Annotated in this window: 23 protein-coding genes; 15 read left to right on the forward strand and 8 right to left on the reverse strand. The window is 74.4% G+C overall.

From position 1 onward, the window contains the following. Positions 1-171 precede the first annotated feature (171 nt). From PV796_RS05240 to PV796_RS05255, 4 genes are all read left to right on the forward strand, one after another. Positions 172-522: a CU044_2847 family protein gene (locus tag PV796_RS05240; protein WP_342456885.1), complete on the forward strand. Its 351-nt coding sequence runs from the start codon at positions 172-174 to the stop codon at positions 520-522. A 159-nt stretch (positions 523-681) separates the two neighbouring features. Then, entirely contained in the window at positions 682-2,730 is a 2,049-nt protein-coding gene (locus tag PV796_RS05245) for a SpoIIE family protein phosphatase (protein ID WP_274918876.1), read from the forward strand. Between the two features lie 57 nt (positions 2,731-2,787). Continuing rightward, positions 2,788-3,561: a uracil-DNA glycosylase gene (locus tag PV796_RS05250; RefSeq protein ID WP_274911727.1), complete on the forward strand. Its 774-nt coding sequence runs from the start codon at positions 2,788-2,790 to the stop codon at positions 3,559-3,561. A 97-nt stretch (positions 3,562-3,658) separates the two neighbouring features. Continuing rightward, a complete protein-coding gene (locus tag PV796_RS05255) occupies positions 3,659-6,094 on the forward strand; it encodes a SpoIIE family protein phosphatase (protein WP_274911728.1) in 2,436 nt (811 codons plus the stop codon). A 16-nt stretch (positions 6,095-6,110) separates the two neighbouring features. On the opposite strand, the gene PV796_RS05260 is transcribed toward PV796_RS05255, so the two are convergent. Next, complete coding sequence (locus PV796_RS05260; RefSeq protein WP_274911729.1) at positions 6,111-7,529, reverse strand: tetratricopeptide repeat protein; 1,419 nt, start codon at positions 7,527-7,529, stop codon at positions 6,111-6,113. 131 nt (positions 7,530-7,660) lie between these two features. On the opposite strand from PV796_RS05260, the gene PV796_RS05265 reads away from it, so the two are divergent. The 5 genes from PV796_RS05265 to PV796_RS05285 all read left to right on the forward strand — a co-directional run bounded on the left by PV796_RS05265 (position 7,661) and on the right by PV796_RS05285 (position 13,512). Beyond that, the gene (locus PV796_RS05265; RefSeq protein WP_274911730.1) at positions 7,661-8,842 is read left to right on the forward strand and encodes a CaiB/BaiF CoA transferase family protein; all 1,182 of its coding nucleotides are present in this window, start codon (positions 7,661-7,663) and stop codon (positions 8,840-8,842) included. A 229-nt stretch (positions 8,843-9,071) separates the two neighbouring features. After that, positions 9,072-10,019, forward strand: a complete 948-nt coding sequence (locus tag PV796_RS05270) for a trypsin-like serine peptidase (protein WP_274911731.1) — start codon at positions 9,072-9,074, stop codon at positions 10,017-10,019. A 264-nt stretch (positions 10,020-10,283) separates the two neighbouring features. Next, positions 10,284-11,177, forward strand: coding sequence for an alkaline phosphatase family protein (locus tag PV796_RS05275; RefSeq protein WP_274911732.1), 894 nt, complete (start codon positions 10,284-10,286; stop codon positions 11,175-11,177). Positions 11,178-11,182: 5 nt separating this feature from the next. Continuing rightward, positions 11,183-12,493, forward strand: coding sequence for an MFS transporter (locus tag PV796_RS05280; RefSeq protein WP_274911733.1), 1,311 nt, complete (start codon positions 11,183-11,185; stop codon positions 12,491-12,493). After that, positions 12,490-13,512: a TolB family protein gene (locus PV796_RS05285; protein WP_274911734.1), complete on the forward strand. Its 1,023-nt coding sequence runs from the start codon at positions 12,490-12,492 to the stop codon at positions 13,510-13,512. Before PV796_RS05280 ends, PV796_RS05285 begins: the two co-directional genes overlap by 4 nt. A 4-nt stretch (positions 13,513-13,516) precedes the next feature. Here PV796_RS05285 and PV796_RS05290 read toward each other — a convergent pair whose 3' ends face one another. After that, the gene (locus PV796_RS05290) at positions 13,517-14,449 is read right to left on the reverse strand and encodes a DMT family transporter (RefSeq protein ID WP_274911735.1); all 933 of its coding nucleotides are present in this window, start codon (positions 14,447-14,449) and stop codon (positions 13,517-13,519) included. 157 nt (positions 14,450-14,606) lie between these two features. Here PV796_RS05290 and PV796_RS05295 point away from each other — a divergent pair, with 157 nt between their 5' ends. Together PV796_RS05295 and PV796_RS05300 are read left to right on the forward strand one after the other, a co-directional pair. Then, positions 14,607-14,840, forward strand: a complete 234-nt coding sequence (locus tag PV796_RS05295; protein WP_274911736.1) for a hypothetical protein — start codon at positions 14,607-14,609, stop codon at positions 14,838-14,840. Between the two features lie 25 nt (positions 14,841-14,865). Further along, positions 14,866-15,375, forward strand: coding sequence for a cupin domain-containing protein (locus tag PV796_RS05300; protein ID WP_274911737.1), 510 nt, complete (start codon positions 14,866-14,868; stop codon positions 15,373-15,375). A 609-nt stretch (positions 15,376-15,984) separates the two neighbouring features. Here PV796_RS05300 and PV796_RS05305 read toward each other — a convergent pair. After that, the gene (locus PV796_RS05305; RefSeq protein WP_274911738.1) at positions 15,985-16,893 is read right to left on the reverse strand and encodes an SDR family oxidoreductase; all 909 of its coding nucleotides are present in this window, start codon (positions 16,891-16,893) and stop codon (positions 15,985-15,987) included. Between the two features lies 1 nt (position 16,894). Then, positions 16,895-17,680 carry an SDR family oxidoreductase gene (locus PV796_RS05310; RefSeq protein ID WP_274911739.1) on the reverse strand — a complete coding sequence of 262 codons (786 nt, stop codon included), beginning with the start codon at positions 17,678-17,680 and terminating at the stop codon, positions 16,895-16,897. Between the two features lie 80 nt (positions 17,681-17,760). On the opposite strand from PV796_RS05310, the gene PV796_RS05315 reads away from it, so the two are divergent. The 4 genes from PV796_RS05315 to PV796_RS05330 are packed head-to-tail and all read left to right on the forward strand — an operon-like array spanning position 17,761 to position 21,183. Continuing rightward, the gene (locus PV796_RS05315) at positions 17,761-18,528 is read left to right on the forward strand and encodes an enoyl-CoA hydratase family protein (protein ID WP_274911740.1); all 768 of its coding nucleotides are present in this window, start codon (positions 17,761-17,763) and stop codon (positions 18,526-18,528) included. Beyond that, positions 18,525-19,364, forward strand: a complete 840-nt coding sequence (locus tag PV796_RS05320) for a CoA transferase subunit A (RefSeq protein WP_274911741.1) — start codon at positions 18,525-18,527, stop codon at positions 19,362-19,364. Before PV796_RS05315 ends, PV796_RS05320 begins: the two co-directional genes overlap by 4 nt. Beyond that, the gene (locus PV796_RS05325) at positions 19,361-20,089 is read left to right on the forward strand and encodes a CoA-transferase subunit beta (protein ID WP_274911742.1); all 729 of its coding nucleotides are present in this window, start codon (positions 19,361-19,363) and stop codon (positions 20,087-20,089) included. The genes PV796_RS05320 and PV796_RS05325 overlap by 4 nt, the downstream gene beginning before the upstream one ends. Further along, positions 20,086-21,183 (forward strand): NAD(P)H-dependent flavin oxidoreductase, encoded by a 1,098-nt coding sequence (locus tag PV796_RS05330; protein ID WP_274911743.1) that lies wholly within the window; start codon positions 20,086-20,088, stop codon positions 21,181-21,183. The genes PV796_RS05325 and PV796_RS05330 overlap by 4 nt, the downstream gene beginning before the upstream one ends. A gap of 129 nt (positions 21,184-21,312) precedes the next feature. Here PV796_RS05330 and PV796_RS05335 read toward each other — a convergent pair whose 3' ends face one another. Genes PV796_RS05335 through PV796_RS42245 form a run of 4 tightly spaced genes read right to left on the reverse strand, consistent with a single transcriptional unit; the run spans position 21,313 to position 24,262 of the window. After that, positions 21,313-22,470, reverse strand: a complete 1,158-nt coding sequence (locus tag PV796_RS05335) for an acetyl-CoA C-acetyltransferase (RefSeq protein WP_274911744.1) — start codon at positions 22,468-22,470, stop codon at positions 21,313-21,315. 43 nt (positions 22,471-22,513) lie between these two features. After that, the gene (locus PV796_RS05340) at positions 22,514-23,098 is read right to left on the reverse strand and encodes a TetR/AcrR family transcriptional regulator (RefSeq protein WP_274911745.1); all 585 of its coding nucleotides are present in this window, start codon (positions 23,096-23,098) and stop codon (positions 22,514-22,516) included. Further along, positions 23,091-23,873: an SDR family oxidoreductase gene (locus PV796_RS05345; RefSeq protein WP_274911746.1), complete on the reverse strand. Its 783-nt coding sequence runs from the start codon at positions 23,871-23,873 to the stop codon at positions 23,091-23,093. Before PV796_RS05345 ends, PV796_RS05340 begins: the two co-directional genes overlap by 8 nt. Further along, complete coding sequence (locus PV796_RS42245; protein WP_274911747.1) at positions 23,870-24,262, reverse strand: acyl-CoA dehydrogenase family protein; 393 nt, start codon at positions 24,260-24,262, stop codon at positions 23,870-23,872. Before PV796_RS42245 ends, PV796_RS05345 begins: the two co-directional genes overlap by 4 nt. Positions 24,263-24,271: the final 9 nt, after the last annotated feature.

Here is a 24,271-nt window from a genome sequence, read left to right on the forward strand (position 1 = left end):
GGCGCCTCCGCCAAACCGAGGGCGAGGAGGGGGCGGACGCGCGGGGCGGGAGCGCGGGCCGGGCGGCCACCCGCCCTCGCGGAACGTAGCCGCCTTGCTACGTACGGAAGTTGTCCGCGTGGCCCCGGTGTTCGGCCCGTTCCCCCCGCCTGATCGCGGGCGATCGGCACAATGGGGACCGTGCCGAATCACGCTGAACTCACGCTCGCCGATGGGACATCCATCCGCTTGGAGCTCGCGCCGGCGCAGGGTGCGCCCGGTCCGCCCGAGACCGCGGAAGACGCCTTCCTCGGGCTGGGAAAGGCGCCCGTCACGGCCGCGCTGCGCACCACGCTCCACCCCCTGGGCCAGTTGCTCCAGGAGATCCATGACGCGGTCACCACCGCCGAGCGGCTCCCGCCCGAGATGTCGGTGCAGTTCGGGGTGCAGATCGGCCAGGACCTCAAGCTGGGCATCGTCGGGGCCAACGGGCGGGCGTCCCTGACGGTCACCGCCACCTGGCGGCCGCAGCAGACGGAGTGAGGCCGCCGTCGCGGGCCTTCCGGGCCGGTGTCCGGCGGGCCTGCTGGTCGACGCCCGGCGGCGTAACGTCAACACTGTGCCGTGGCTGTGGGCAGGTGCACCGTGACGACGACCCGTGGGGCCGGGGAGGTCTCGCTGGGGCAGGAGTTGCTGCGGGCGATGGCGGACACCGGGGCCTCGGCCGTCATGGTCTACGAGCTGGCCCCGGACACCCCGGTGCTGCGGCTGACGGCGCTGAGCGGGCTCCCGCCGCCGGTGCTGGCCCCCTGGCGTCGGATCGCGCTGGCGGCACCGATCCCGGTCGCGGTGGCCGCGCGCCGGCAGTGCCTGGTGTGGGCGGCCGGCCACCAGCAGTTGGCCCGGGACTTTCCCCGGACGGCGGTGGCGCTGCCGTACGACTTCGCGCTGGGTGCGGCGCCGCTGGACGACGGGTCCGGGTGCCGGGGCGCGGCGGTGCTGCTGTGGCCGGCGGGGCACCCGCCGGAGCTGTCGCCCGCCGAGCGCGCCGCGTTCGCGGCCGCCTGTCGGCGGCTGGCCGCGCTGTTGCCCGTGGGGCGGAGCCCGGACGGGCCGCTGGTGGTACCGAAGCCCCCGGCCCGTATCGCCGGTCCGGACGAGGCGCGGGCCGCGGTGGACTTCGTGGAGCGACTGCCGGGCGGCGGCTGTGCGCTCGATCTGGAGGGGCGGATCACGATGCTCAGCACCGGAGCGACGGAGCTGCTGGGCGCGGGGCCGGGGCAGTTGTTGGGCGCGCGGCCGTGGGAGGCACTGCCGTGGCTCGGCGGCCCGGTCTTCGAGGACCGGTGTCGGGCCGCGGTGCTCAGCCGCCGGCCCGCCTCGTTCACCGCCTGCCGGCCGCCGGAGCAGTGGTTGACGTTCCGGCTGTTCCCGGACGGCCGGGGGGTGAGCGTGTGGTTCGGCGCCGCGGACGAGGAGCAGGACCCGGCCGCGCGCTGGCCGGCGGAGGTGCTGCCGGTGCGGGCCACGCAGATGTACCACGTGCTGCACCTGGCGGCGGCGCTCACCGAGACGGTGGGCGTCCAGGACGTCACGGACCTGTTCGCGGAGCAGATCGTGCCGGCGTTCGGCGCCCAGGGGATGTTGATGTACGCGGCGGAGGCGGGCCGGCTGCGGACCGTCGGTCAGCGCGGCTACCCGGAGGAGGCCGTGGAGGCGTTCGAGGGCATCCCGTTGAGCACCGCGCAGAGTCCCGCGGTGCGCGCCCTGGCCACCGGCGAGCCGAGCTTCTTCAGCTCCCTGGAGGAGACCGAGCGGCAGTTCCCCGGGCTGGGGAAGCTGACCGGGATGGCGGCCCGGGCGGTGCTGCCGCTGATCGTCTCCGGCCGCCCGGTCGGCTGCTGCATCCTGGCCTACCGACATCCGCGGACCTTCACCCCGGAGGAGCGCCAGGTGCTGACCTCGCTGGCCGGGCTGATGGCGCAGGCCCTGGACCGGGCGTTCCTCTACGACGCCAAGCAGCAGTTGGCGCACGAGTTGCAGGCGGGGCTGCTGCCGCGCGGGCTGCCGCCGGTGAAGGGGCTGTCGGTCGCCGCGCGCTATCTGCCGTCGACCCGCGGGATGGACATCGGCGGCGACTTCTACGACCTGATCCGGCTCGGCGCGCACCAGGTGGCCGCGGTCATCGGTGACGTCCAGGGGCACAATGCGGCGGCCGCCGCGCTGATGGGCCAGGCCCGCACCGCGGTGCACGCCTACGCGACGGCCGGCGCGGCGCCGGACGAGGTGCTGGCGCGCACCAACCGGCTGCTGGCCGACCTGGACCCGGACCTGTTCACCAGCTGCCTCTACGTCCACCTCGATCTGCGCACCCACCTGGCCTGGCTGGCCAGCGCCGGCCATCCGCCGCCGGTGCTGCGCCATCCCGACGGGCCCGCGGACGTGCTGCGGGTGCCGCCCGGCATGCTGCTGGGCGTGGCGCACGGGACCCGTTACTCGGCCACCACGGTCGCCCTGCCGCCCGGTGCGGTGCTGGCGCTCTACACCGACGGGCTGGTCGAGCGGCCGGGCGCGGACCTGGACGACGGGGTGGCGGCACTGGCCGCGGACCTCGCCGCGGCGGGGCCGGTGGACCTCGACTGCCTCGCCAACGCCGTCCTGACCCGGCGCGGCATCCATGCCGAGCGGCTGGACGACGTGGCGCTGCTGCTGCTCTCGCCGACGGACGACGGGCGGGGTGAGGGCGGATGACCCGGTATACCGGGGTGCGGCGCGCCGGTGGGCGGCGCCCGGAGAGGAGCGGCGCGGATGCATCGGGACCGAGGCGGGGCGCCGGTCGGCACGGAGGCGCCCGGGTATCCGGCCGAGCGGGCGCCGCGCTGCGGCGGACTGCCGGAGCTGGACGCCGCGGTGGTGGAGTGCCGGGCCTGTCCCCGGCTGGTGGCCTGGCGGGAGCGGGTGGGCGCGGAGCGGCGGGCGGCGTTCCGGGACTGGGACTACTGGGCCCGGCCGGTGCCGGGTTTCGGTCCTGCCACCGCGGCGTTGGCGGTGGTGGGCCTGGCGCCGGCCGCGCACGGCGGCAACCGCACCGGCCGGATGTTCACCGGCGACGCCTCCGGGGACTTCCTGTTCGCGGCGCTGCACGCGGTGGGCCTGGCCTCGCAGCCGACCGCCACGCACCGGGGCGACGGGCTGGAGCTGTACGGGGTGCGGGTCACCGCGCCGGTGCACTGCGCGCCGCCGCAGAACCGGCCGACCTCGGGCGAGCGGGACGCCTGCCGGCCCTGGCTGGCGGCGGAGCTGGGGCTGCTGGCGCCGGGGTTGCGGGCGGTGGTGGCGCTGGGCGGGTTCGGGTGGCAGGCCCTGTGGCCGGTGTTGGGCGCGACGGGCTGGTCGGTGCCGCGGCCCCGGCCGGCGTTCGGCCACGGCGCGGAGGTGGTCCTGCCGGCCGTCGGGGGGCTCGGGGAGCTGCGGGTGCTGGGGTGCTACCACCCGAGTCAGCGGAACACCTTCACCGGCAAGCTCACCCCGGGCATGCTGGTCGACCTGCTCACCCGGGCCAGGGAACTCGCCGGGCTGTGAGACGGGGCGAAAGGCCCGGGGCCAGTAGCCTCATATGGGGTAAATAGCGCATATAACACATGCACCCGGCTCGTCCGGCAGAGACGGAACGGCTCAGATGGTGGACTTCGAGGAGCACGGCCCCGCACGACGGCAGGCACCGCTGGACATCGCCGGTGCCGCCCTGGTGCTGTGCGACGCCCGCGGCCGCGTGGAGAGCTGGCCGGAGGGCGCCGAACGGCTCCTGGGCCACCCGGCCGCGGACGTCGTGGGGCGGACCGCCGCGGCCCTGCTGGCACCCGACGACGCGGCGCGGCTGCCCGCGATCGCCGCGGAGTGCCGGACGCGGGGCGGCTGGAGCGGCACCGTCACCGCCCGGCACAAGGACGGCGGACCGGTCGACGTCACGGTGCAGTTGGCCCGCGCGGTCGACGGCACGGGGGCGGCGCACTGGCTGGCGGTGGCCACCCGGGCGTCGGTGTTCCCCGGGCGGGAGATGAGCCGGGCGGTGCTGGAGCAACTGCTGCTCCAGACGCCGGTCGGGATGGCCGTGGTCGACACCGACCTGCGGTTCGTCTGGTCGAACGTGGCGCTGGAGCGGTTCGGTGGCGGCCCGGCCCGGGAGCGGATCGGGCGGCGGCTGGCCGAGGTCCAACCGGGCCTGGACGCGGAGGCGTTGGAGGCCCAGATGCGGCGGGTCCTGGAGAGCGGCGAACCGGTCCTGGGCTACGAACACATCGGCCGCCCCCAGTCGGAGCCGCACCACGAACGCGCCCACGCGATGTCCTTCGTCCGGCTCGACAACGGCGACGGCCGCCCCATCGGCGTCTGCTACACCGTCATCGACATCACCGAGCGGTACCGCAACCGCCAGCGGCTGATCCTGCTGGACCGGGCCGGCACCGCCATCGGCCAGAGCCTGGACGTGCTGCGCACCGCCCAGGAACTCGCCGACGTCGCGGTGCCCGACCTCGCCGACTTCGTCACCGTCGACCTGCTGGACTCGGTGATCCGGGGCGGCGACCCGCTGACCGGGCCGCCCGGCGACGCGGACCGGGTCGCGCTGCGCCGCGGCGGCCAGCAGTCCGCCCGGGCCGGCATCCCCGAGGCGGTCGTCGACGTCGGGGACCTGGCGTCGTACCACTCCTGGTCCCCGCCCATCCGGGCGCTGGTCGAGGGCAAGCCATGGCGGATGGAGTGGCTGGACCCGCACGGTCAGGAGTGGGCCGCGGACGTGCCCGGCGGCCGGCGCCGGGCACTGCGCGAACAGGGCCTGCACACCGCGATGGTGGTCCCGATCCGGGCCCGCGGCACGACGATGGGCGTCACCAGCTTCTTCCGCGGCGCGCGCGGCGAGCCGTTCACCGCCGACGACCTGCGGCTGGCCGAGGAGTTCGTGGCGCGGGCCGCGGTCTGCCTGGACAACGCCCGCCGCTACACCAGGGAACGGGAGGCGGCGCTCACCCTCCAGCGCAGCCTGCTGCCGCAGGGCGTGCTGGACCACAGCGCCCTGTCGCTGGCCACCCGCTACCGGCCGGCCGACGAACTGGCCGGCGTGGGCGGCGACTGGTTCGACGTGATCCCGCTGTCCGGGGCGCGGCTGGCGCTGGTGGTGGGCGAGGTGCGCGGGCACGGCATCGGCGCGATCGCCACGATGGGGCGACTGCGCACCGCCGTGCAGACGCTGGCCGCCCTGGACCTGCGCCCTGAGGAGCTGTTGGCCCGCCTCGACGACCTGGTCAGCCGGGTGTCGGAGGAGGGCGGCCAGGGCGCCGACGCCGGTGCGGTGGGCACCAGTTGCCTGTACGCGGTCTACGACCCGGTGGGCCGCTCCTTCACCGCGGCCAGCGCCGGACACCCGCCGCCGGTCATCGTCGACCCCGACGGCACCGCCACCTTCGCCGAGTTGCCGGTCGGCCCCCAACTGGGCGTCAGCGGGCTGCCGTTCGAGGCCGTCGAGGTGGCCGTCAAGGAGGACAGCGTGCTGGCGCTCTACACCGACGGGCTGCTGGCCGGCGCGGTCCCCGGGACCGGCGAACCGGCCAAGGAGCGGCTGCTGCGCGCGCTCGCCGCGCCGGACGAGGCCCTGGACGCGCTGTGCGAGTCGGTCATCGGCGCCCTGACGCCGCGCCGGCAGCACGACGACATCACGCTGCTGCTGGCCCGGACCCGCGGCCTGGCCCCGGACCGGTTCGCCGCCTGGGAGCTGGACGCAGACCCGGCCGTGGTGGGCCGCGCCCGCGAGATGGCCGCCCGACAACTGGCCGAATGGGAGCTGCCGGACCTCACGTTCACCACCGAGTTGGTGGTCAGCGAGCTGGTCACCAACGCGATCCGGTACGGGTCGGGGCCGATCCGGCTGCGGTTGATCCTGGAGCACACCCTGATCTGCGAGGTGTGCGACGGCTCCAGCACCTCCCCGTACCTGCGGCATCCGCGGACCACCGACGAGGGCGGCCGGGGCCTGTTCCTGATCTCCCAGTTCACCCACCGCTGGGGCACCCGCTACACCACCGACGGCAAGGTGATCTGGGCGGAGCAACTGCTGGCCTGAGCCGCCCCGGCCCGCTTCAGACGGTCCCCACCCGGCCGGCCGCCTGGACGCGCGCCCGCTCCCGGGCCGCCGCCGCGCGCTCCGGGTCGCCCGTCCGCTCCGCCAACCGGGCCTTGGCCGACCAGTTGTAGGGGGAGATCGGGCGGAGCCGACTGCGCTCGCTGAGCAGGGTGCCGGCCAGGTCGTGCCGGCCGGCCCGCAGCGCGGCCTCGACCAGGGTGCGCTGGACCGCGTCCCGCTGGGCGTGGCTGCCGCCGAAGTCGTGCAGCCGGTGCCGGATCGGCAGCAGCAGGTCGGTGACGGCGGCGAAGTCCCGCCGGCCGTAGGCGACCAGGGCCCGGCAGACGGGCAGGCCGACGTCGGCGGTCATCGCGCGGTTGGCGGGCGCGGGGCCGGCCGGGGTGGCCGCCAGCCAGCGCTCGCGGTCCGCGATGAGGTGCTCGGCCCGCGCCGGGCGACCCGCGCCGACGTACGCCATCACCGCATGGGCGTCGTTGAAGGCGTAGTGCGGGCCGTCGTCCCGGCGCTCCCAGGCGTCGGCGACGGCCGCCCAGCGGGCGCCCTGGTCGTCGTCGGCGAGGTACAGCCGCCACAACAGGGCCGCGGCGTCGATGAGTTCCATGGCCACGTCGCCGGAGTCCTCGTGGTGCACCGCGGCGTCGTAGATGTCCAGGACGCGGGTGGTGTCGCCGGTCTCCAGGGTGTAGAGGGCGTAGTGCCACCAGTTGTGGACGGTGAGCAGGGTGCCCTCGGACCAGGCGTCGGTGCGGGCGTCCAGGAAGCGCGCGCCGTCGAGGAACCGGCCGCGCATCTCGTAGGTGTGCGCGACGCCGTGGATGCCCCAGACGTCGTGCGGGTGCCGCTCCAGGGCGGCCAGGCCGGTCTGTTCGGCGTGTTCGTAGTGGCCGTTCTCCTCCAGGCCGAAGGTGTACATGCCGAGCAGCGGGCCGTAGTGCGGATCGTCCTCGTCCCAGGCGTCGAGCGCGCCGCCGACCCGGTCGCGCAGCCGCAGCCCGTCGCCGGTGAGGAAGTCGTGGTGGTGACCGGCGAAGAGGGCGAGCAGGTCGCGGGGGTGGGCGACGGCGATCTCGCCGAGGACCCGGCCGGCGGTGCGCCAGTCACCGTCCAACCAGGCGCCGGCGGCGGCCAGATGCATCCGCTCGCGCGGGGTGAGGCGGGCGGTGTCGAGACCGGCGCGGAAGGCGGTGAAGGTCTTCCGGGCGGCCGCGGCACCCTGCTCCTCGGTGCCCAACACGCCCAGGTAGGCGGCGAGGGCGTGCCCGATGGGCGAGCAGGGCGCGGCGGCCAGCAGCGCCCCGCTGGTCTCCTCGATCCTGGGGCGGAAGAACAGCAGGTCGTCCAGGGCCTGTTCGTAGTGGCCGAGGGCCTCGGCGCCGGTGTCGGTCATGGCGTGCCCGTGCCGGTCGGCTGTCATGGTGACTCCTGCGGATGCGTGGGGGTGCCACCGGATCCCTGCCGGATCCGGGGATCCGTCGGTCGGATCCACGCGCTCATAGGTACCCCCACCGGCCGCCCCGGCCCCGTCTTTTCAGGAAAGGTCCGCTCATGCCCCCGCTCCCCCTGGACGACATCACCGTGGTCGCCCTCGAACAGGCCGTCGCCGCGCCCTTCGCCACCCGTCAACTCGCCGACCTCGGCGCCCGGGTCATCAAGGTGGAGCGCCCCGGGACCGGCGACTTCGCCCGCGGCTACGACGAGACGGTGCGCGGCATGTCCAGCCACTTCGTCTGGCTCAACCGCAACAAGGAGTCGATCGCGCTGGACGTCAAGAGCCCCGGGGACGCGGCGGTGCTGCGCCGGCTGATCGCCCGCGCCGACGTCTTCGTGCAGAACCTCGCGCCGGGCGCCGCCGACCGACTGGGCCTGTCCGCCGGGGAGTTGCTGGCGGCGCACCCCCGGCTGGTGGTGTGCGGCATCTCCGGCTACGGGAGCGGCGGCCCGTACGAGCGGGAGAAGGCGTACGACCTGCTGGTGCAGTGCGAGGCCGGGGCGATGTCGCTGACCGGCACCGAGCGGGAACCGGCCAAGATCGGCATCCCGGTGGCCGACATCGCCGCCGGGACGTACGCCTACAGCGGCATCCTGACCGCCCTCTACGAGCGCGAACGGACCGGCCGGGGCGGCGCCTTCGAGGTGTCGATGCTGGAGGCGCTGGGCGAATGGATGGGCTACCCGGCCTACTTCACCGGCTACGGGGGCACCACCCCGCCCCGCTCCGGCGCCGAGCACGCCGCGATCGCCCCCTACGGGCCGTACCCGGCGGCGGACGGCACCCGGATCTTCCTCGGCGTCCAGAACGAGCGGGAGTGGCGGGCGTTCTGCGGGGAGGTGCTGCGGCGGCCGGAGTTGGCGGCCGACCCGCGGTTCGCCCGGAACTCCGTGCGAGTGGCCAACCGGGCGGCACTGCGGGAGCGGATCGAGGCGCGGTTCGGCGCGTTGCCGGCCGAGGAGATCGAACGGCGGCTGGCCGGCGCCCGGATCGCCCACGGACGGCTGCGCGACGTCGCGGAGTTCACCGACCACCCGCAGCTCGCCGCCCGGGACCGCTGGCGCACCGTGGACTCGCCCGTCGGCCCGCTGCGGGCGCTGCTGCCGCCGGTCACGGTCGCCGGCCGGGAGCCCCGGATGGACCGCATCCCGGCCCTGGACGAGGACCGGGAGCGCATTCTGGCGGAACTCGACGGCACGGCCGGGGAAACGGGCGGGGACGCCACGGAGAACGGATGACGCCCCCTCTGGTCAGCCGCCCCCCGGCGTACGACCATGTCGGCCTGGGGCCGGTCCGACCCTGACCCGTCGAACAGGCCCTGGGGCCCGCCAGGTTGAGCGGGCGGGCCCCTGCACCGCGACCGCCGGACGGTGAGCCGGTGTCCCCCACCCCGGCACCGCACCCGGACCGCACGGCCCCGACCGCATCCCGTCGTGCACGTCGTCTCCCCCCGAAAGGAACCCGACCATGGGCAGACCCCTGGCCGCCCGCCGGCGCCCCGCCCCCGTGCCGCTCGCCGCCCTGTTCGTGCTGGTGCTGGCGCTGCTCGCGGTGCCGGCGCCGCCCGCGCGCGCCGTCGGCGACCCGGCCTCCGACGTCGACGCGTACTGGACCGCGCACCGCATGGAGGCCGCCGAACCCGTGGTGGACAAGGGCGCGTTGGCCCGGCGGGCGGCGACCACCCCGCCGGCGCCGCCCAGCCATCCCTTCCAGGGGCTGCCCCAAGTGGGCACGTTCTTCTGGACGGACGGCACCAACACCGGCCGGTTCTGCGGCGGAACGGTGCTCCGCAGCCCGCACCGCGACCTCGTGCTCACCGCCGGACACTGTCTGCGCTCCCCCGACCCGAAGAAGTACCTGTCCTTCGTGCCGCAGTACCACGACGGCCGCAAGCCGCACGGCATCTACCCGGTCGAGCGGATCTACCTCGACCAGCACTACTACGACCTCGGCACGGACGGCGGCGCCCGCTGGGACTACGCGGTCGTCAAGGTCGGCCCCCGCGAGGACGGCGCCCGCGTCCAGCAAGTGACCGGCGGCTACGACCTGTTCGCCTACCCCGGCTACGACCACCCCCGGGTCCGGCTCGTCGGCTACCCCGGCAGCGATGACGCCCACTACCCCGAGCCGCTGGACTGCTCCTCGTCCACCCACCGCTACACCAGCACCGACCCGGCCGCCCCCGGCGACTTCCTGGAGATCCCCTGCACCGGCTACGTCGGCGGCACCTCCGGAGGGCCGTTCCTGGTGCGGGACTCCCGCGGCTACGCCGTGATCGGCGTGATCGGCGGCTACCACACCGGTGGGGACACCCCGGACATCTCGTACAGCTCGTACTTCACCGTCGACACCCTGCTGCTGTACCTGCACGCGGTGCGCGGCGACACCCCCGCGGCGCCGCGCACCGGGGCCTGACACCCCGGCACCCGCGGTGCACCGCCCGGGCCCCGGAGGGCTCCAGCGCCCGGGCGGCCCGCGCGACCGCCTGGCGGCACAACAACTCCCGCGCTCCGACCGTCACTTGACGGAACATCGCACCCCACCCCCCCAAGGCCATTCGTTCGCCTGTTCTTCATCCTCCGGTCGCGGCCGAATCCGCGCGGCGGCTTCTAGGGTTACCGCGCCCCTCCCCCGCACGCCCGTCGTCGCACACCCGTCGCTTCCGTCCGGAGGACAGTCATGACCGCAGTCAACGCGCGCAAGCGCACCCGGCGTTCCCTCGCCGCGCTGGCCGGCGCGGCGGCGCTGGCCGCCGCCTCGCTCGGGTTGTGGGCCACCACCGGCGCCACCGCGAGCGCACAGCCCACCGGGCTCCCGGCCCCCGACCACGTGGTCGTGGTGGTGCTGGAGAACCACGCCTACGGCCAGGTCATCGGCAGTTCCCACGCGCCCTACCTGAACTCCCTCAAGGCCGGCGGCGCCGACCTGACCCAGTCGCACGCCCTGACCCACCCCAGCGAACCCAACTACTACATGCTCTTCTCCGGCTCCAACCAGGGGCGCACCGACGACGGTTGCGTGCCGGTCGGCTCGCTGACCGCGCCCAACCTGGCCTCCGAGCTGATCGCCGCCGGCAAGAGCTGGGGCAGCTACAACGAGGGCCTACCGGAGCAGGGTTCGACGGTGTGCAGCAGCGGGCAGTACGCGCAGAAGCACAACCCGTGGTTCGGCTTCGACAACGTGCCGACCGACACCGCGCAGTCCTTCGACCAGTTCCCGTCGGACTACACCACCCTGCCGAAGGTCTCGTTCGTCATCCCGGACCTGTGCAACGACATGCACGACTGCTCGGTGGCCACCGGCGACGGCTGGCTCAAGGAGAACCTCGCCGGCTACGCGGAGTGGGCCAAGACCCACAACAGCATCCTCGCCGTCACCTTCGACGAGGACGACCGGCTGTCCGGCAACCGCATCCCGACGCTCTTCTACGGCGCACACGTGGCGCCCGGCAGCACCACCGACACCACCTACAACCACTACAACGTCCTGCGCACGTTGGAGGACCTGGCCGGGCTGACCGCGCACGCCGGCAACGCCGCCGCGGCGGCCGACATCACCGGCATCTGGAACTGACGCCGGTGTACCTCGCGGACTCCCGCACCGCCGACCCGGCGCCCGACCCGCGTACCACCGCCGCCCCGGACCGCACCCGTCCGGGGCGGCGGCCCGCGGTGCCCGGCACGGTGCTGGCGCTCGGCGCGGTCAGCCTGATCACCGACGTCTCCGCGGAGATGGTCACCGCGGTCCTCCCGCTGTACGTCATCACCGCGCTCGGCCTGTCACCGCTCGGCTTCGGCCTGTTGGACGGCCTCAACAACGGGGTGGGGGCGCTGGTCCGGCTCGCCGGGGGCCACCTCGCGGACGGCGGCGGGCGCCGGCACAAGGTGGTCGCCGGGATCGGCTACGGCCTGTCGGCGGTGTGCAAGCCACTGCTGCTGATCGCCCGTGGACTGCCGGCGATCGGCGCCGTGTTGGCCGTGGACCGGGCCGGCAAGGGGCTGCGCACCGCGCCCCGGGACGCGATGATCTCGCTGGCCAGCGCGCCGGAGCAGCGCGGCCGGGCGTTCGGGGTGCACCGCGCCATGGACACCGGAGGCGCGCTGCTCGGCCCGCTGGTCGCGTTCGCGGTGCTGCGGGTCGCGGTGGACGGGTACGACGCGGTGTTCACCGTCAGCGCCTGTGTGGCGGCGCTGGGCGTGCTGGTACTGGTGCTCTTCGTCCCCGCCCGCGCGGGCGCCGCCGGCACCCCCACCCCCGCTCCCCCGCGGCCCGCGCTGCGCGACTCGCTGGCCCTGCTGCGCCGCCCCGGGCTCCGCCGGCTGACGCTGTGCGCCACACTGCTCGGCCTCACCACCGTCAGCGACGCCTTCCTGTACCTCCTTCTCCAGCGCGAACTCGGCGTGCCCGCCGGCCTGTTCCCGCTGCTGCCGCTCGGCACCGCCGCGGTCTTCCTGCTGCTCGCCGTCCCGTTGGGCGCCCTGGCCGACCGGGTGGGCCGCCGCCGGCTCTTCCTGGCCGGCCACGCCGCGCTGCTCCTGGCGTACGGGCTGGTGCTCGGCCCGTTGCGCGGCCCGGCCACGGTGGTCGCGGTGCTGGTGCTGCACGGCGCCTTCTACGCCGCCACCGACGGGGTGTTGGCGGCCGCGACCGCCGGCGCGGTCCCGACGGAGCACCTGGGCGCCGGACAGGCCCTGGTGGGCACCGGCCAGGCCCTGGCGCGGTTCGTCTGCTCGCTGGCGTTCGGCGCGGCCTGGAGCCGGTGGGACGGGCGGGCCGCGCTGGCGGTCGCCGCGGCGGCGCTGACCATCGCCGCCCTGTTCGCCGCGCGCCTGCTCCGGAGCACCGGCACCGACGACGACCACCACACCCCCGAAGGAGCACCCCGATGAACCGCACGACCCGCCTGACCGTGCTGCTGCTCGCGGTGGCGCTGCTGGGGACGGTCGGCACCGCGGCGGTGCTGCGGGCCGCCGACCGGTCCGCCGCGCGCGACCGGCAGCAGGCGGGCGGCCCGCCGGTCCGCGCCGGCGCGGTCACCCTCCGCCCGTCCGGCGGGCGGCAGTTGCTGGTGCGCAACCTGGCCTGGGGCCCGCACCGCGACGAGCTCGCCACGGTGCCGGCCGGCCGCCCCGACGGCCCGCGCACCGCCTCCGGCGTGCGGTGCCTGCGCTTCCACGCCGCCGCCGGCACCGGCATCTGCCTCCAGGCCGAGCGCGGCGCGCTGGCCGACAGCTACCGGGCGGTGGTGCTCGACGCCCACCTCCGCGAACGGCACCGCTTCCCCGCGCCCGGCATCCCCACCCGGGCCCGGGTCTCCCCCTCCGGCCACACGGTCGCCTGGACCGTCTTCGTCAGCGGCGACTCGTACGCGGGCACCGCCTTCTCCACCCGCACCGCGCTCGCCGACACCCGCACCTGGGCGCTGGACGACAACCTGGAGGAGTACGCCGTCATCAAGGACGGCCACCCGTACCACGCCTCGGACATCAACATCTGGGGCGTCACCTTCGCCGACGACACCCGCTTCTACGCCACCCTCGCCACCGCCGGCCACACCTACCTCGTCCGCGGCGACCGCACCGCCCGCACCCTCACCACCCTCCACCCCAACGTCGAATGCCCCTCGCTCTCCCCCGACGGCACCCGCGTCGCGTACAAGAAGCGCGTCCCCGGCGCCTCCCCGGACGCCCCCTGGCGGCTGTACGTCCTCGACCTCGCCACCCTGCGGGAGACCGCCACCGCCGAGCGCCGCAACATCGACGACCAGGCCCTCTGGTCCGACGACCACACCCTCGTCTACGCGCTGCCCGGCGACTACGGCTCTGACCTGTGGACCGTCCCGGCCGACGGCACCGGCACCACCCGGCGGCTGATGACGTCGGCCCTCGCCCCCGCGTACGCGGGCTGACCGGTCAACCCCGGCGCCGGGACCGGGTGCGCGGCGGCCGGGACAGCGGTTCCCCGCTCTGACCGGTCGCCAGATCGCGGGCGAGCGACACCTGGGAGAGCAGCACCGCGCCCCACAGGACGAGACCGACGCCCACCGCCTCCGGGATCAGCCACCAACCGGCCCGGACCCGCTCGTTGAAGAGCGTGACCCCCAGGGACAGGCTGATCAACGCGTCCCCCAGGGTGAGCACCGGCTGGGAGGCGGTCAACGGCCCGGACTGCATGGCGTTCTCCATCATGAAGAGGGCCACGACACCGCTGACCGCGAAGCCGTAGCTCTGCCAGGACGTGAAGAACTCGGCCGGCCCGCCGTGCTGCCAGCTGTGCGAGGCGTCCTTGAGCAGTGCGGCGGTGAGCGCGTAGCCGACCGCGGCGGCCGCCCCGAAGCAGGCGGCGCGGACGCTGCCGGCCCCGCGGCGCAGCCCCGCGCCGACCGTCAGGCAGATCACCGAGACGCAGGCGATCAGCGCGAGCACCCAACGGCTCAGCGGCGCGTAGTCACGGCCGCCCGTAGGCGCGGCGGCGCCCAGCGCCGTCGCCAGCCCCAGCACCATCAGCCCCACCCCGATCCAGCCCGCCGGGGAGATCCGCGCCGGCGTCGGCCCGCGCAGCAACACCCGGGCGATGAGCAGCGCCAACGGGAGCTCCAACACGAAGATCGGCTGGACCACCGACAGCGGGCCCAGCAGCAGCGCCAGGGCCTGGAAGGCGGCGGCCGGCAACACCATCAGCATCCCCGCGAGCCACACCGCGCGGTGCAACAGGTCGGCGATCAGCCCGAACCGGAGCCGCGGGGAGACCGGCACGGTGCGCGCCGCGCGCCGCTGGAGCACGGTGGACAACGCGTTGCACCCCGCCGCGAGCACCGCGAACACGACGGCCGCCCAGATGGCCACGCGCCCACCTCTCCCTCGCCCGACGTCGACTCGACGCTAACCGGAGCCGGGCCCGGCCGCCCGGCACGGACCTGCCGGGGCCCGCCGCTGTCGTTCGTCCGCGTGACCGCCCGGCGCGTCGCTTGGCCCCCCGCGGCCCGTCCCCCACCGTGAGACCGTGCGCCGCATCCCGCCCCTCCTCACCACCGCACTGGCCGCCGCCTCCTTCGCCGCCGCCGGTTGCACCGCCGCCCCGGACTCCCCGTCGACCCCCGGCCCCGGCGGTTCGTCCCGGCGCACGGTCGCGCCCGGCCGCCCCTCGCCGGTCCTGATGCCGTGGCCGTTCCGCGTCAACGCGGCCGAAGGGCCGCGGAGCTCCGCGAGCCGATGGGAGCATGTGGCGATCGGCTAAGCCCGTCGTCCCGAGGAGGAACGCCATGACGGCGCCCGACCACGCCCTTCCGCCCGACCCGTCACCTGACGGCGCGACGCCGGGTGACGCCTTCCACCCGGACCTGACCGGCCACGCCGACCAGGACGGCCCCGCCCCGCTGCGGGCGCGGCTGCACCACGTCCGTGCCGACGCGCTCGACGGAGACACCGCACAGACCGGCGGCATGCGGCGCTTCGCCGCGATCAGCGGGCAACGGGTCGGCTCGGAACGCATCTGGATGGGCCAGACGCATGTCGCTCCCGCGACCTCCTCCGCGAACCACCACCACGGCCACTCGGAAACGGCCATCCACGTCGTCCGGGGCCACCCGGAGTTCGTCTTCGCCGACGAGTCGGGCGAGGAGGTCCGCCTCCAAACCTCGCCCGGCGACTACGTCTTCGTCCCGCCGTACGTCCCGCACCGCGAGGAGAACCCTCACCCCGAGGAGGAGGCGGTGGTGGTCATCGCGCGCAGCACGCAGGAGGCGATCGTCGTCAACCTGCCGACGCTGTAACGGCGCCGCACGTTTGTATTGGCGCCGCACGTTGTTGGCTCTCCCGCCGTGGCACTTGCGACTCCGCTGCGCGGGGCTGTTGGCTGCGGTGACGGGCCTCCGGGGGCGGCATGCCAGACTGCTTCGCTCTACGTCTGGCACACCGCCCCCTCCGGCCCGTCCCCTCCCGTTGAGGGGTGGATTTCTCTAGTCGGGGGCTGATCACTGTGGTCCGCTGACGGTCACCGCCCGGGTGCTTGGGCCACCCGTTCCTCTGACGGTCACCACTCAACCCAACGGCCCGAGTTGACCCACCGGCAGGATGCGGCACCCACCGTTTTCACCCACCCCCAACGGGAGGGGACGGGCCGGAGGGGTGGGTGTGCAGGACGTAAAGCGAAGCAGTCCTGCACACCCACCCCGGAGGCCCGTCACCGCACCCAACAGCCCCGCGCAGCGGACAACAACCCACCCGCCCCGCGCAGCGGAACGGCAGCGGACCGGCCCGCCGCAGGCGCCACGGCGGGACAGCCACCCACGTGGGCAGCAAGCCAAGCGCAGCGGATCGGCCCGCGCCGCAGGCGCAAAGAACAGCAACCCCCACGGCGGGGCAGCCGACAACGTGGGAGGTCACACCACTCCGTACGCCACCCGCACCGGCTCCGCCGCCGAGAGCAGGTCGCGGGTCGCGAGCCCCGCCTCCTCCGGGGTCCACCGTGCCCCCTTGTCCGCCGTCGGCCCGGGGCGCCAGCCTTCCATCACGGTGATGCGGCCCCCCTCGGCCTCGAAGACGCGTCCGGTGACGCCGGCGCTGTCGGCCGACGCGAGCCAGACGACGAGCGGGGAGACGTTCTCCGGGGCCATCGCGTCAAACGCGCCCTCGACGGGCGCCATCGCCGACGCGAACGTCCGCTCCGTCATGCGGGTGCGGGCCGCCGGCGCGAGGGCGTTGACGTGGACGCCGTAGCGGGCGAGTTCGGCGGCGGCGACCAGGGTCAGGCCGAGGATGCCGGCCTTGGCCGCGGAGTAGTTGGCCTGGCCGACGCTGCCCAACAGCCCGGCGCCGGAGCTGGTGTTGACGACCCGGGCATCGGGCGTGCGCCCCGCCTTGGACTCGGCGCGCCAATGCGCGGCGGCGTGCTTCAACGGGAGGAAGTGGCCCTTGAGATGGACCCGCAGCACCGCGTCCCAGTCGTCCTCGGCGAGATTGACCAGCATCCGGTCGCGCAGGAAGCCGGCGTTGTTCACCAGGGCGTCCAGGCGGCCGAAGGCGTCCAGGGCGGTGGCGACGAGGGACGCGGCGCCCTCGTCGGTGGTGATGTCGCGGGTGTGCGCGACGGCCCGGCCGCCGTGCGCCCGGATCTCCTCGACGACTTGTTGGGCGGGGCCGGCGGAGCCGCCGGCGCCGTCGGCCGCCACGCCCAGGTCGTTGACGACGACGGCGGCGCCCTCGGCGGCGAGCGCGCGGGCGTGGGCGCGACCCAGGCCGCGGCCGGCCCCGGTGACGGCGGCGACGCGTCCGGTGCAGATTCCGGTCATCTCAAGGCTCCTTGGGGTGGTTGACGGTGGCGGCGTCGAGGAAGGCGGGGCGTTCCCCGCCGCCGTGGACGAGCAGGCTGGCGCCGCTGACGTAGCCGGCGCGGCCGGAGGCGAGGAAGACGCAGGCGTCGCCGATCTCGGCGGGTTCGGCGAGCCGGCCGAGCGGCACGGTGGCCTCGACCGCGGCGACGCCGGCGGCGTCCCCGTAGTGGCGGGCGGCCAGTTCGGTGCGGACCATGCCGAGGACGACGGTGTTGACGCGGACGTGCGGGGCCCATTCGACGGCCATCGAGCGGGCCAGGTTGTCCAGGCCGGCCTTGGCGGCGCCGTAGGCGGCGGTGCCGGGCGAGGGGCGGGTGCCGCTGACGCTGCCGATCATGATCACCGAGCCGCCGTCCGGCTGTGCGCGCATCACCTCGTACGCGGCGAGCGAGGCGGTCAGGGGGGCGGTCAGGTTGAGCTCGACGACCCTGGCGTGGCGTTCCGCGGTGGACTCGCCGAGGAGTCGGTAGGGGGTGCCGCCGGCGTTGTTGACCAGGCAGTCCAGGCGTCCGTGGGCGGCGACGGTACCGAAGAAGGCCCGGACCGCGTCGGGTTGGCGCAGGTCGAGGGGGTGGAAGCGGGCGGTGCGGCCGTCGGCGGCGATGGGGGTCTCCGGGGGGCGGCGGGCGCAGACGACGACCTCCGCGCCGGCCCGGAGGAACGCGCGGGCGATGCCGGCGCCGACGCCCCTGGTGCCGCCGGTGACGACGGCGACGCGTCCGGTCAGATCGAGGGTGAGGGACAACTGGTACCTCCCGCGGCGGGCGATCCGCTGCTAACTTCGCTACCTAACAAACGCTTGGTGGAAAGGTAGCTGATCTGCCCATGGGTGTCTCCACCTCCGCGCCCGACCACGGCGTCGCGGTCGTCACCGTCGACTTCCCGCCGGTCAACGCCCTGCCCGTACACGGCTGGTACGACCTCGCCGACGCGGTCCGGACCGCCGGTCGCGACCCCGCCGTCCGCTGTGTGCTGCTCACCGCCGCGGGGCGCGGGTTCAACGCCGGCGTCGACATCAAGGAGCTACAGCGGGACACCGCGACCGGCGGTCGCGGGGCGCTGCTCGGCGCCAACGGCGGCTGCGCCGAGGCGTTCGCCGCGGTCTACGACTGCGCGGTGCCGGTGGTCGCCGCCGTGCAGGGCTTCTGCCTGGGCGGCGGCATCGGCCTGGTCGGCAACGCCGATGCGATCGTGGCGAGCGAGGACGCGACCTTCGGGCTACCGGAGTTGGACCGCGGCGCACTGGGCGCCGCCACCCACCTCGCCCGACTGGTGCCCCAACACCTCATGCGGGCGCTGTACTTCACCTCGCGGACGGCCACCGCGCACGAACTGCACGCGCACGGTTCGGTGTGGAGGGTGGTACCGAGGGGCGAACTGCCCGACGCCGCGATGGAGTTGGCCAGGGAGATCGCGCGCAAGGACGGCTATCTGCTGCGGCTCGCGAAGGCCGCCCTCAACGGCATCGACCCGGTCGACGTCCGTCGCAGCTACCGCTTCGAGCAGGGCTTCACCTTCGAGGCCAACCTCAGCGGGGTCGCGGACCGGGTCCGCGACGCCTTCGGCGCATCCGGCAAGGAGGCACGCTCATGACCGACAAGACCATGGCCCCCGAGGACGTGGTGGCGCGCCTGCGCAGCGGCATGACCCTGGGCATCGGCGGCTGGGGCGCCCGCCGCAAGCCGATGGCGCTGGTGCGGGCGTTACTACGGTCCGACGTCACCGATCTGACCGTGATCTCCTACGGCGGGCCGGACGTCGGGCTGTTGGCGGCCGCGGGGAGGATCCGCAAGCTGGTCACCGCGTTCGTCACCCTCGACTCGATACCCCTGGAGCCGCACTTCCGCGCGGCCCGCCAGCGGGGCGCGTTCGCGCTGCGGGAGCTCGACGAGGCGATGTTCATGTGGGGACTGCACGCCGCCGCCAACCGGCTGCCGTTCCTCCCCGTCCGGGCCGGCCTGGGCTCGGACGTGATGCGGGTCAACCCCGAGCTGCGGACGGTCACTTCGCCGTACGAGGACGGCGAGACCTTCGTCGCCGCGCCAGCGCTGCGGATGGACGCGGCGCTGGTCCACGTCAACCGCGCCGACCGGCTCGGCAACGGCCAATACCTGGGCCACGACCCGTACTTCGACGACCTGTTCTGCGAGGCGGCGGACAGCGCCTACGTCTCCTGCGAGCGACTGGTGGAGGACTTCGGCGCCGCCGCCCCGCAGACCCTGCTGATCAAACGCCATGCCGTCACCGGCGTCGTGGAGACCCCGCACGGCGCGCACTTCACCTCCTGCGCGCCGGACTACGACCGCGACGAGGCGTTCGTGAAGTTCTATGCGGCCACGCCCTGGCCGGAGTTCGCCGCGCGGTTCCTGCACGGGGACGAGAAGGGCTACCAGTCGGCCGTCCAGACCTGGCACGAGGAGCAGCGATGACCAGCCGCGCCGAATACGCCGTGCTCGCCTGCGCCGATGCCTGGCGCGACGACGGCGAGGTGCTCGCCAGCCCGATGGGCGCCGTCCCGTCCATCGGCGCCCGGCTCGCCAAGCGCACCTTCTCCCCCGACCTGCTGCTCACCGACGGCGAGGCGCTGTTGGTCGGCTTGGACGGGCGGGCCGAGGGCTGGCTGCCCTACCGTCAGCACCTGGCCATGGTCACCGGCGGCAAACGGCATGTGATGATGGGCGCCAGTCAGCTCGACCGGTTCGGCAACCAGAACATCTCCTGCATCGGTGACTGGGAACGACCCACCCGGCAACTGCTCGGCGTCCGCGGCGCGCCCGCCAACTCCCTCAACAACCCGACGAGTTACTGGGTTCCCCGGCACTCCCGGCGGGTCTTCGTCGAGCGGGTGGACATGGTCTGCGGGGTCGGCTACGACAGTGCGGCCGCCGCCGGACCGTCCGCCACCCGCTACCACCGCATCCCGCGGGTGGTCAGCAACCTCGGCGTCTTCGACTTCGCCACCCCGGACCACTCGATGCGCCTGGCGTCGGTGCACCCCGGCGTCACCGTCGAGGAGGTGCTGGACGCCACCGGCTTCGAGCTGGCCCGCCCGGACGCGGTGCCGTACACCCGCGAACCGACCGCCGAGGAGCTGCGGTTGATCCGCGAGGTGATCGATCCGCAGGGGCTCCGCGACCGCGAGGTGCCGGCATGACCGCCGAGGGCACCGCGACCACTGGGGCCGCCGCCAACGAGACCCCCGTCCTCGCCACCGCGCTGACGAAGCTGGTCGGAGTGCGGCATCCCCTCGTGCAGACCGGGATGGGCTGGGTGGCCGGCCCCCGGCTGGTCTCCGCCGCCGCCAACGCGGGCGCGCTGGGCATCCTCGCCTCGGCGACCATGACCCCCGAGCAACTGCGGTCGGCGATCGGCGAGGTGGCCTCCCGTACGGACCGGCCGTTCGGGGTCAACCTCCGGGCGGACGCGGGCGATGCGGCCGAGCGGGTGCGGATCATCATCGACGGGGGCGTGCGCGTCGCCTCCTTCGCGCTCGCGCCGTCCCGGGAGCTGATCGCCCGCCTCAAGGACGCGGGGGTGGTGGTCATCCCGTCCATCGGCGCCCGGCGGCACGCCGAGAAGGTCGCGGCCTGGGGCGCCGACGCGGTGGTCGTCCAGGGCGGCGAGGGCGGCGGGCACACCGGGAGCGTGGCCACCACCGTGCTGCTCCCCCAGGTCGTGGACGCGGTCGACATCCCGGTGATCGCCGCGGGCGGGTTCTTCGACGGCCGGGGCCTGGTCGCCGCGCTCGCCTACGGGGCGGCCGGGATCGCCATGGGCACCCGCTTCCTGCTGACCTCGGACAGCACCGTGCCACCGGCCGTACAGGCCCGCTATCTGAAGGCGGCGGTCAAGGACGTCACCGTCACCACCAAGGTCGACGGACTGCCTCACCGGATGCTGCGCAGCGAACTGGTCGCGTCCCTGGAGCGGTCCGGACGGGCCGCCACGCTGCTGACGGCGGTGCGGCACGCCGCGTCGTTCCGGAAGCTGTCCGGGCTGAGCTGGGCCCAACTGGTGCGCGACGGGCTGGCGATGAAGCACGGCCGGGAACTGACCTGGAGTCAGGTGCTGTTGGCGGCCAATGCTCCGATGCTGCTCAAGGCGTCGATGGTGGACGGCCGCACGGACCTCGGCGTGATGGCCTCCGGCCAGGTCGCCGGGCTGATCGAGGACCTCCCGTCGTGCGCCGAACTGGTCGACCGGATCATGGCCGAGGCGCACCGGACGGTGGCGGCTCTTCCCCACTGACCGCCCGTCCAGGCATCAGGGCGCCTGGACGCATGTCACGACGACGGCCCGGACCGACGCACCACCGCCGCACCGTTCCGGGCTGCCGGTCAACGAATTGCCCTATGCCTCAACGATTTTGACGCATCATCACATCCGCTCGATGAGCGTCACATTGGCCTGGCCGCCGCCCTCGCACATGGTCTGGAGGCCGAACCGCCCCCCGGTACGCTCCAGTTCGTTGAGCAGCGTGGTCATCAGCCGGACGCCGGTCGCGCCCAACGGGTGGCCGAGGGCGATGGCGCCGCCGTTGACGTTGACCCGCTCCGGGTCGGCTCCGGTCTCCTTCAGCCAGGCCAACACCACCGGTGCGAACGCCTCGTTGATCTCGACCAGATCGATGTCGCCGAGGGTCAGCCCGGTCTTCTTCAGCGCGTGCGCGGTGGCGGGGATCGGCGCGGACAGCATCCGGATCGGGTCCTCGCCGCGGACCGAGAGGTGGTGGATGCGGGCCCGCGGGGTCAGGCCGTGTTCGGCCACCGCCCGCTCGGAGGCGAGCAGCATGACGGCGGCGCCGTCGGAGACCTGCGAGGAGACCGCGGCGGTCAGCCGGCCGCCCTCGACGACGGGGGGCAGCGAGGCCATCTTCGCCAGTGAGGTGTCGCGCCGGGGCCCCTCGTCGGCGGCGACGTCCCCGTAGGCGACGATCTCGCGGTCGAAGCGGCCCTCGTCCTGGGCGCGGACCGCCCGTTGGTGGGAGCGGAGCGCGAACTCCTCCATGTCCCGGCGGGAGATGCCCCACTTGGTGGCGATCAGCTCGGCGCCGTGGAACTGGTTGACGGGCTGGTCGCCGTAGCGGGCCCGCCAGCCCTCGGAGCCGGCGAACGGGCCCCCGGTGAGGCCGAGCGGCTCGGCGGCCTGCCGGCTGGCGAAGGCGATCGGGATCTGCGACATGTTCTGCACCCCGCCGGCGACGACCAGGTCCTGGGTGCCGGAGAGCACCCCCTGGGCGGCGAAGTGCAGCGCCTGCTGCGAGGAGCCGCACTGCCGGTCGACGGTGACGCCGGGTACCTCCTCCGGCAGCCCGGCGGCCAGCCAACTGGTCCGGGCGATGTCCCCGGCCTGCGGCCCGACGGCGTCCAGGCAGCCGAAGACGACGTCCTCCACCGCGGCCGGATCGATCCCGGTCCGCGCGACCAGCGCGGTCAGCACGTGCGCCCCGAGGTCGGCCGGGTGGACGGCGGACAGTCCGCCGCCCTTCTTCCCCACCGGGGTGCGGACCGCGTCGACGATGTACGCCTCGGACATGGTGAACTCCTTGGTCCTTGGTCAGATTCTGCGGATGTGCCGGTCAGTCCCGCAAGGCGATGCCGTCCAGCACGATGGACAGGTACTGACGGGCGATCTCCTCGGGGCCGTGTCGGCCCTGCGGTCGGTACCAGCTCGCGGCAACCCAGACGGTGTCGCGGACGAACCGGTACGTCAGCCGGGGGTCGAGGTCGACGCGGAAGACTCCGTCGGCCACCCCGCGCTCCAGGGTGCCGAGCCAGGCCCGGGCGAAGCGGCGGCGGGCGTCGGCGAGGTAGCCGAAGCGCGGGTTCCGGTCGGCGAGGTGTTGGGCCTCCTTCTGGTAGATCGCGACCGCGGCACGGTGCCGGTCGATCTCCCGGAACGACTCGGTGACCAGGGCCTCGATGGTCTCCCGCGGGCCGAGTTCGGCCGCCAGGACGGCGTCGTAGCCGGCCCGCAGCTCGTCCAGGAAGGTGGCGAGGATCTCGTCGACCATCGATTCCTTGGAATCGAAGTGGTAGTAGAGGCTGCCGGCGAGCATGCCGGCGGCGTCGGCGATCTGTCGGACGGTAGTCGCGCTGTAGCCCTGCGCCGCGAACACCTCCGCGGCGGTGGCGAGGAGTTGGCCGCGGCGCTCCTCAGGCATGCTGGGAGCTGACCGAGACGGTCTCCCCGGTCAGGTACGAGGCGTAGTCGCCGGCCAGGAAGACGATCACGTTGGCCACCTCCCAGGGCTCGGCGTAGCGGCCGAACGCCTCCCGCTCGGTCAACTCGGCCAGCAGCTCGGGGGTGGTGACCTTCACCAGGTGCGGGTGCATGGCCAGGCTGGGCGCGACCGCGTTGATCCGCACGCCGTACTCGGCGGCCTCCATGGCGGCGCAGCGGGTCAGCGCCATCACACCGGCCTTGGCGGCGGCGTAGTGGGCCTGGCCGCGCTGGGCGCGCCAGCCCACCACGGAGGCGTTGTTGACGACCACGCCGCCCGCGCCGGTCGCCTTCATCCGGCGCAGCGCGGCCCGGGTGCAGCGGAAGGTGCCGTTGAGGGTGACGTCGAGGACCCTCGTCCACTGGTCGTCGGTCATCTCCACGAGATCGGCGGTGCCGCCCAATCCGGCGTTGTTGATCACGATGTCGAGCCGGCCGTGCCGCGCCTCGGCGAGCGTGAAGAGCGCCGCCACCTGCTCCTCGTCCGTCACGTCGCACGGCATCCCGGCGACGCGGTCGGGCCCGAACTCCTCGGCCAGCGCGGCCGTGCTCGCGGCCAGCCGCCGGGCGTGCGCGTCCCCGATGACGATCCGGGCGCCCTCTTCCAGGAACCGGCGGGCGGTGGCCCCGCCGATCCCGGCCCCGGCGGCGGCGGTGATCACGGCCGTCCGCCCCGTGAGCAGCTCGTGGCCGGACACATACGACGGCGTTGTCATGGCTTCGCCTCCCTGGGCAGGCCGAGCACCCGCTCGGCGATGGTGTTCCGCTGGATCTCGTCGGAGCCCGCGTAGCGGGTGTCGGCGCGGAGGAAGCGGACGAGCCGCTGCCGGCCGTCGCCCGGGGCCCCGACGACGTGCGGTGCGCGGGCGCCACCGAGGACCACCTCATTGAACCCGGCGGCGCCGGTGAGCCGGATGAGCGGCCGGATCCCGACACCGGGCCGGCCGCACGGGACTGCGTTCCCAGGAGGGCGTGCGGCGAACTCCTCATGTTCCCGGCCGAGTTCGCCGCGTGGCGCGGCGAACTCCCCAGCGAGGTCGGCGCGCAGCCAGTCGCGGATCCCGGTGCGGAAGCTCTCGGCGGCGGGGGCCTCGACGCTGCTCATGGCCGTACG

The organism is Streptomyces sp. WZ-12 (assembly GCF_028898845.1).
Lineage (GTDB): Bacteria > Actinomycetota > Actinomycetes > Streptomycetales > Streptomycetaceae > Streptomyces.

Bases quoted from the DNA above. Each gene is read 5' to 3' on its own strand.
- PV796_RS05240 (WP_342456885.1), top strand. From the start codon at position 172: ATGGGGACCGTGCCGAATCACGCTGAACTCACGCTCGCCGATGGGACA.
- PV796_RS05245 (WP_274918876.1), top strand. From the start codon at position 682: ATGGCGGACACCGGGGCCTCGGCCGTCATGGTCTACGAGCTGGCCCCG.
- PV796_RS05250 (WP_274911727.1), top strand. From the start codon at position 2,788: ATGCATCGGGACCGAGGCGGGGCGCCGGTCGGCACGGAGGCGCCCGGG.
- PV796_RS05255 (WP_274911728.1), top strand. From the start codon at position 3,659: ATGGTGGACTTCGAGGAGCACGGCCCCGCACGACGGCAGGCACCGCTG.
- PV796_RS05260 (WP_274911729.1), bottom strand. From the start codon at position 7,529: ATGACAGCCGACCGGCACGGGCACGCCATGACCGACACCGGCGCCGAG.
- PV796_RS05265 (WP_274911730.1), top strand. From the start codon at position 7,661: ATGCCCCCGCTCCCCCTGGACGACATCACCGTGGTCGCCCTCGAACAG.
- PV796_RS05270 (WP_274911731.1), top strand. From the start codon at position 9,072: ATGGGCAGACCCCTGGCCGCCCGCCGGCGCCCCGCCCCCGTGCCGCTC.
- PV796_RS05275 (WP_274911732.1), top strand. From the start codon at position 10,284: ATGACCGCAGTCAACGCGCGCAAGCGCACCCGGCGTTCCCTCGCCGCG.
- PV796_RS05285 (WP_274911734.1), top strand. From the start codon at position 12,490: ATGAACCGCACGACCCGCCTGACCGTGCTGCTGCTCGCGGTGGCGCTG.
- PV796_RS05300 (WP_274911737.1), top strand. From the start codon at position 14,866: ATGACGGCGCCCGACCACGCCCTTCCGCCCGACCCGTCACCTGACGGC.
- PV796_RS05305 (WP_274911738.1), bottom strand. From the start codon at position 16,893: ATGACCGGAATCTGCACCGGACGCGTCGCCGCCGTCACCGGGGCCGGC.
- PV796_RS05315 (WP_274911740.1), top strand. From the start codon at position 17,761: ATGGGTGTCTCCACCTCCGCGCCCGACCACGGCGTCGCGGTCGTCACC.
- PV796_RS05320 (WP_274911741.1), top strand. From the start codon at position 18,525: ATGACCGACAAGACCATGGCCCCCGAGGACGTGGTGGCGCGCCTGCGC.
- PV796_RS05325 (WP_274911742.1), top strand. From the start codon at position 19,361: ATGACCAGCCGCGCCGAATACGCCGTGCTCGCCTGCGCCGATGCCTGG.
- PV796_RS05330 (WP_274911743.1), top strand. From the start codon at position 20,086: ATGACCGCCGAGGGCACCGCGACCACTGGGGCCGCCGCCAACGAGACC.
- PV796_RS05335 (WP_274911744.1), bottom strand. From the start codon at position 22,470: ATGTCCGAGGCGTACATCGTCGACGCGGTCCGCACCCCGGTGGGGAAG.
- PV796_RS05340 (WP_274911745.1), bottom strand. From the start codon at position 23,098: ATGCCTGAGGAGCGCCGCGGCCAACTCCTCGCCACCGCCGCGGAGGTG.
- PV796_RS05345 (WP_274911746.1), bottom strand. From the start codon at position 23,873: ATGACAACGCCGTCGTATGTGTCCGGCCACGAGCTGCTCACGGGGCGG.
- PV796_RS42245 (WP_274911747.1), bottom strand. From the start codon at position 24,262: ATGAGCAGCGTCGAGGCCCCCGCCGCCGAGAGCTTCCGCACCGGGATC.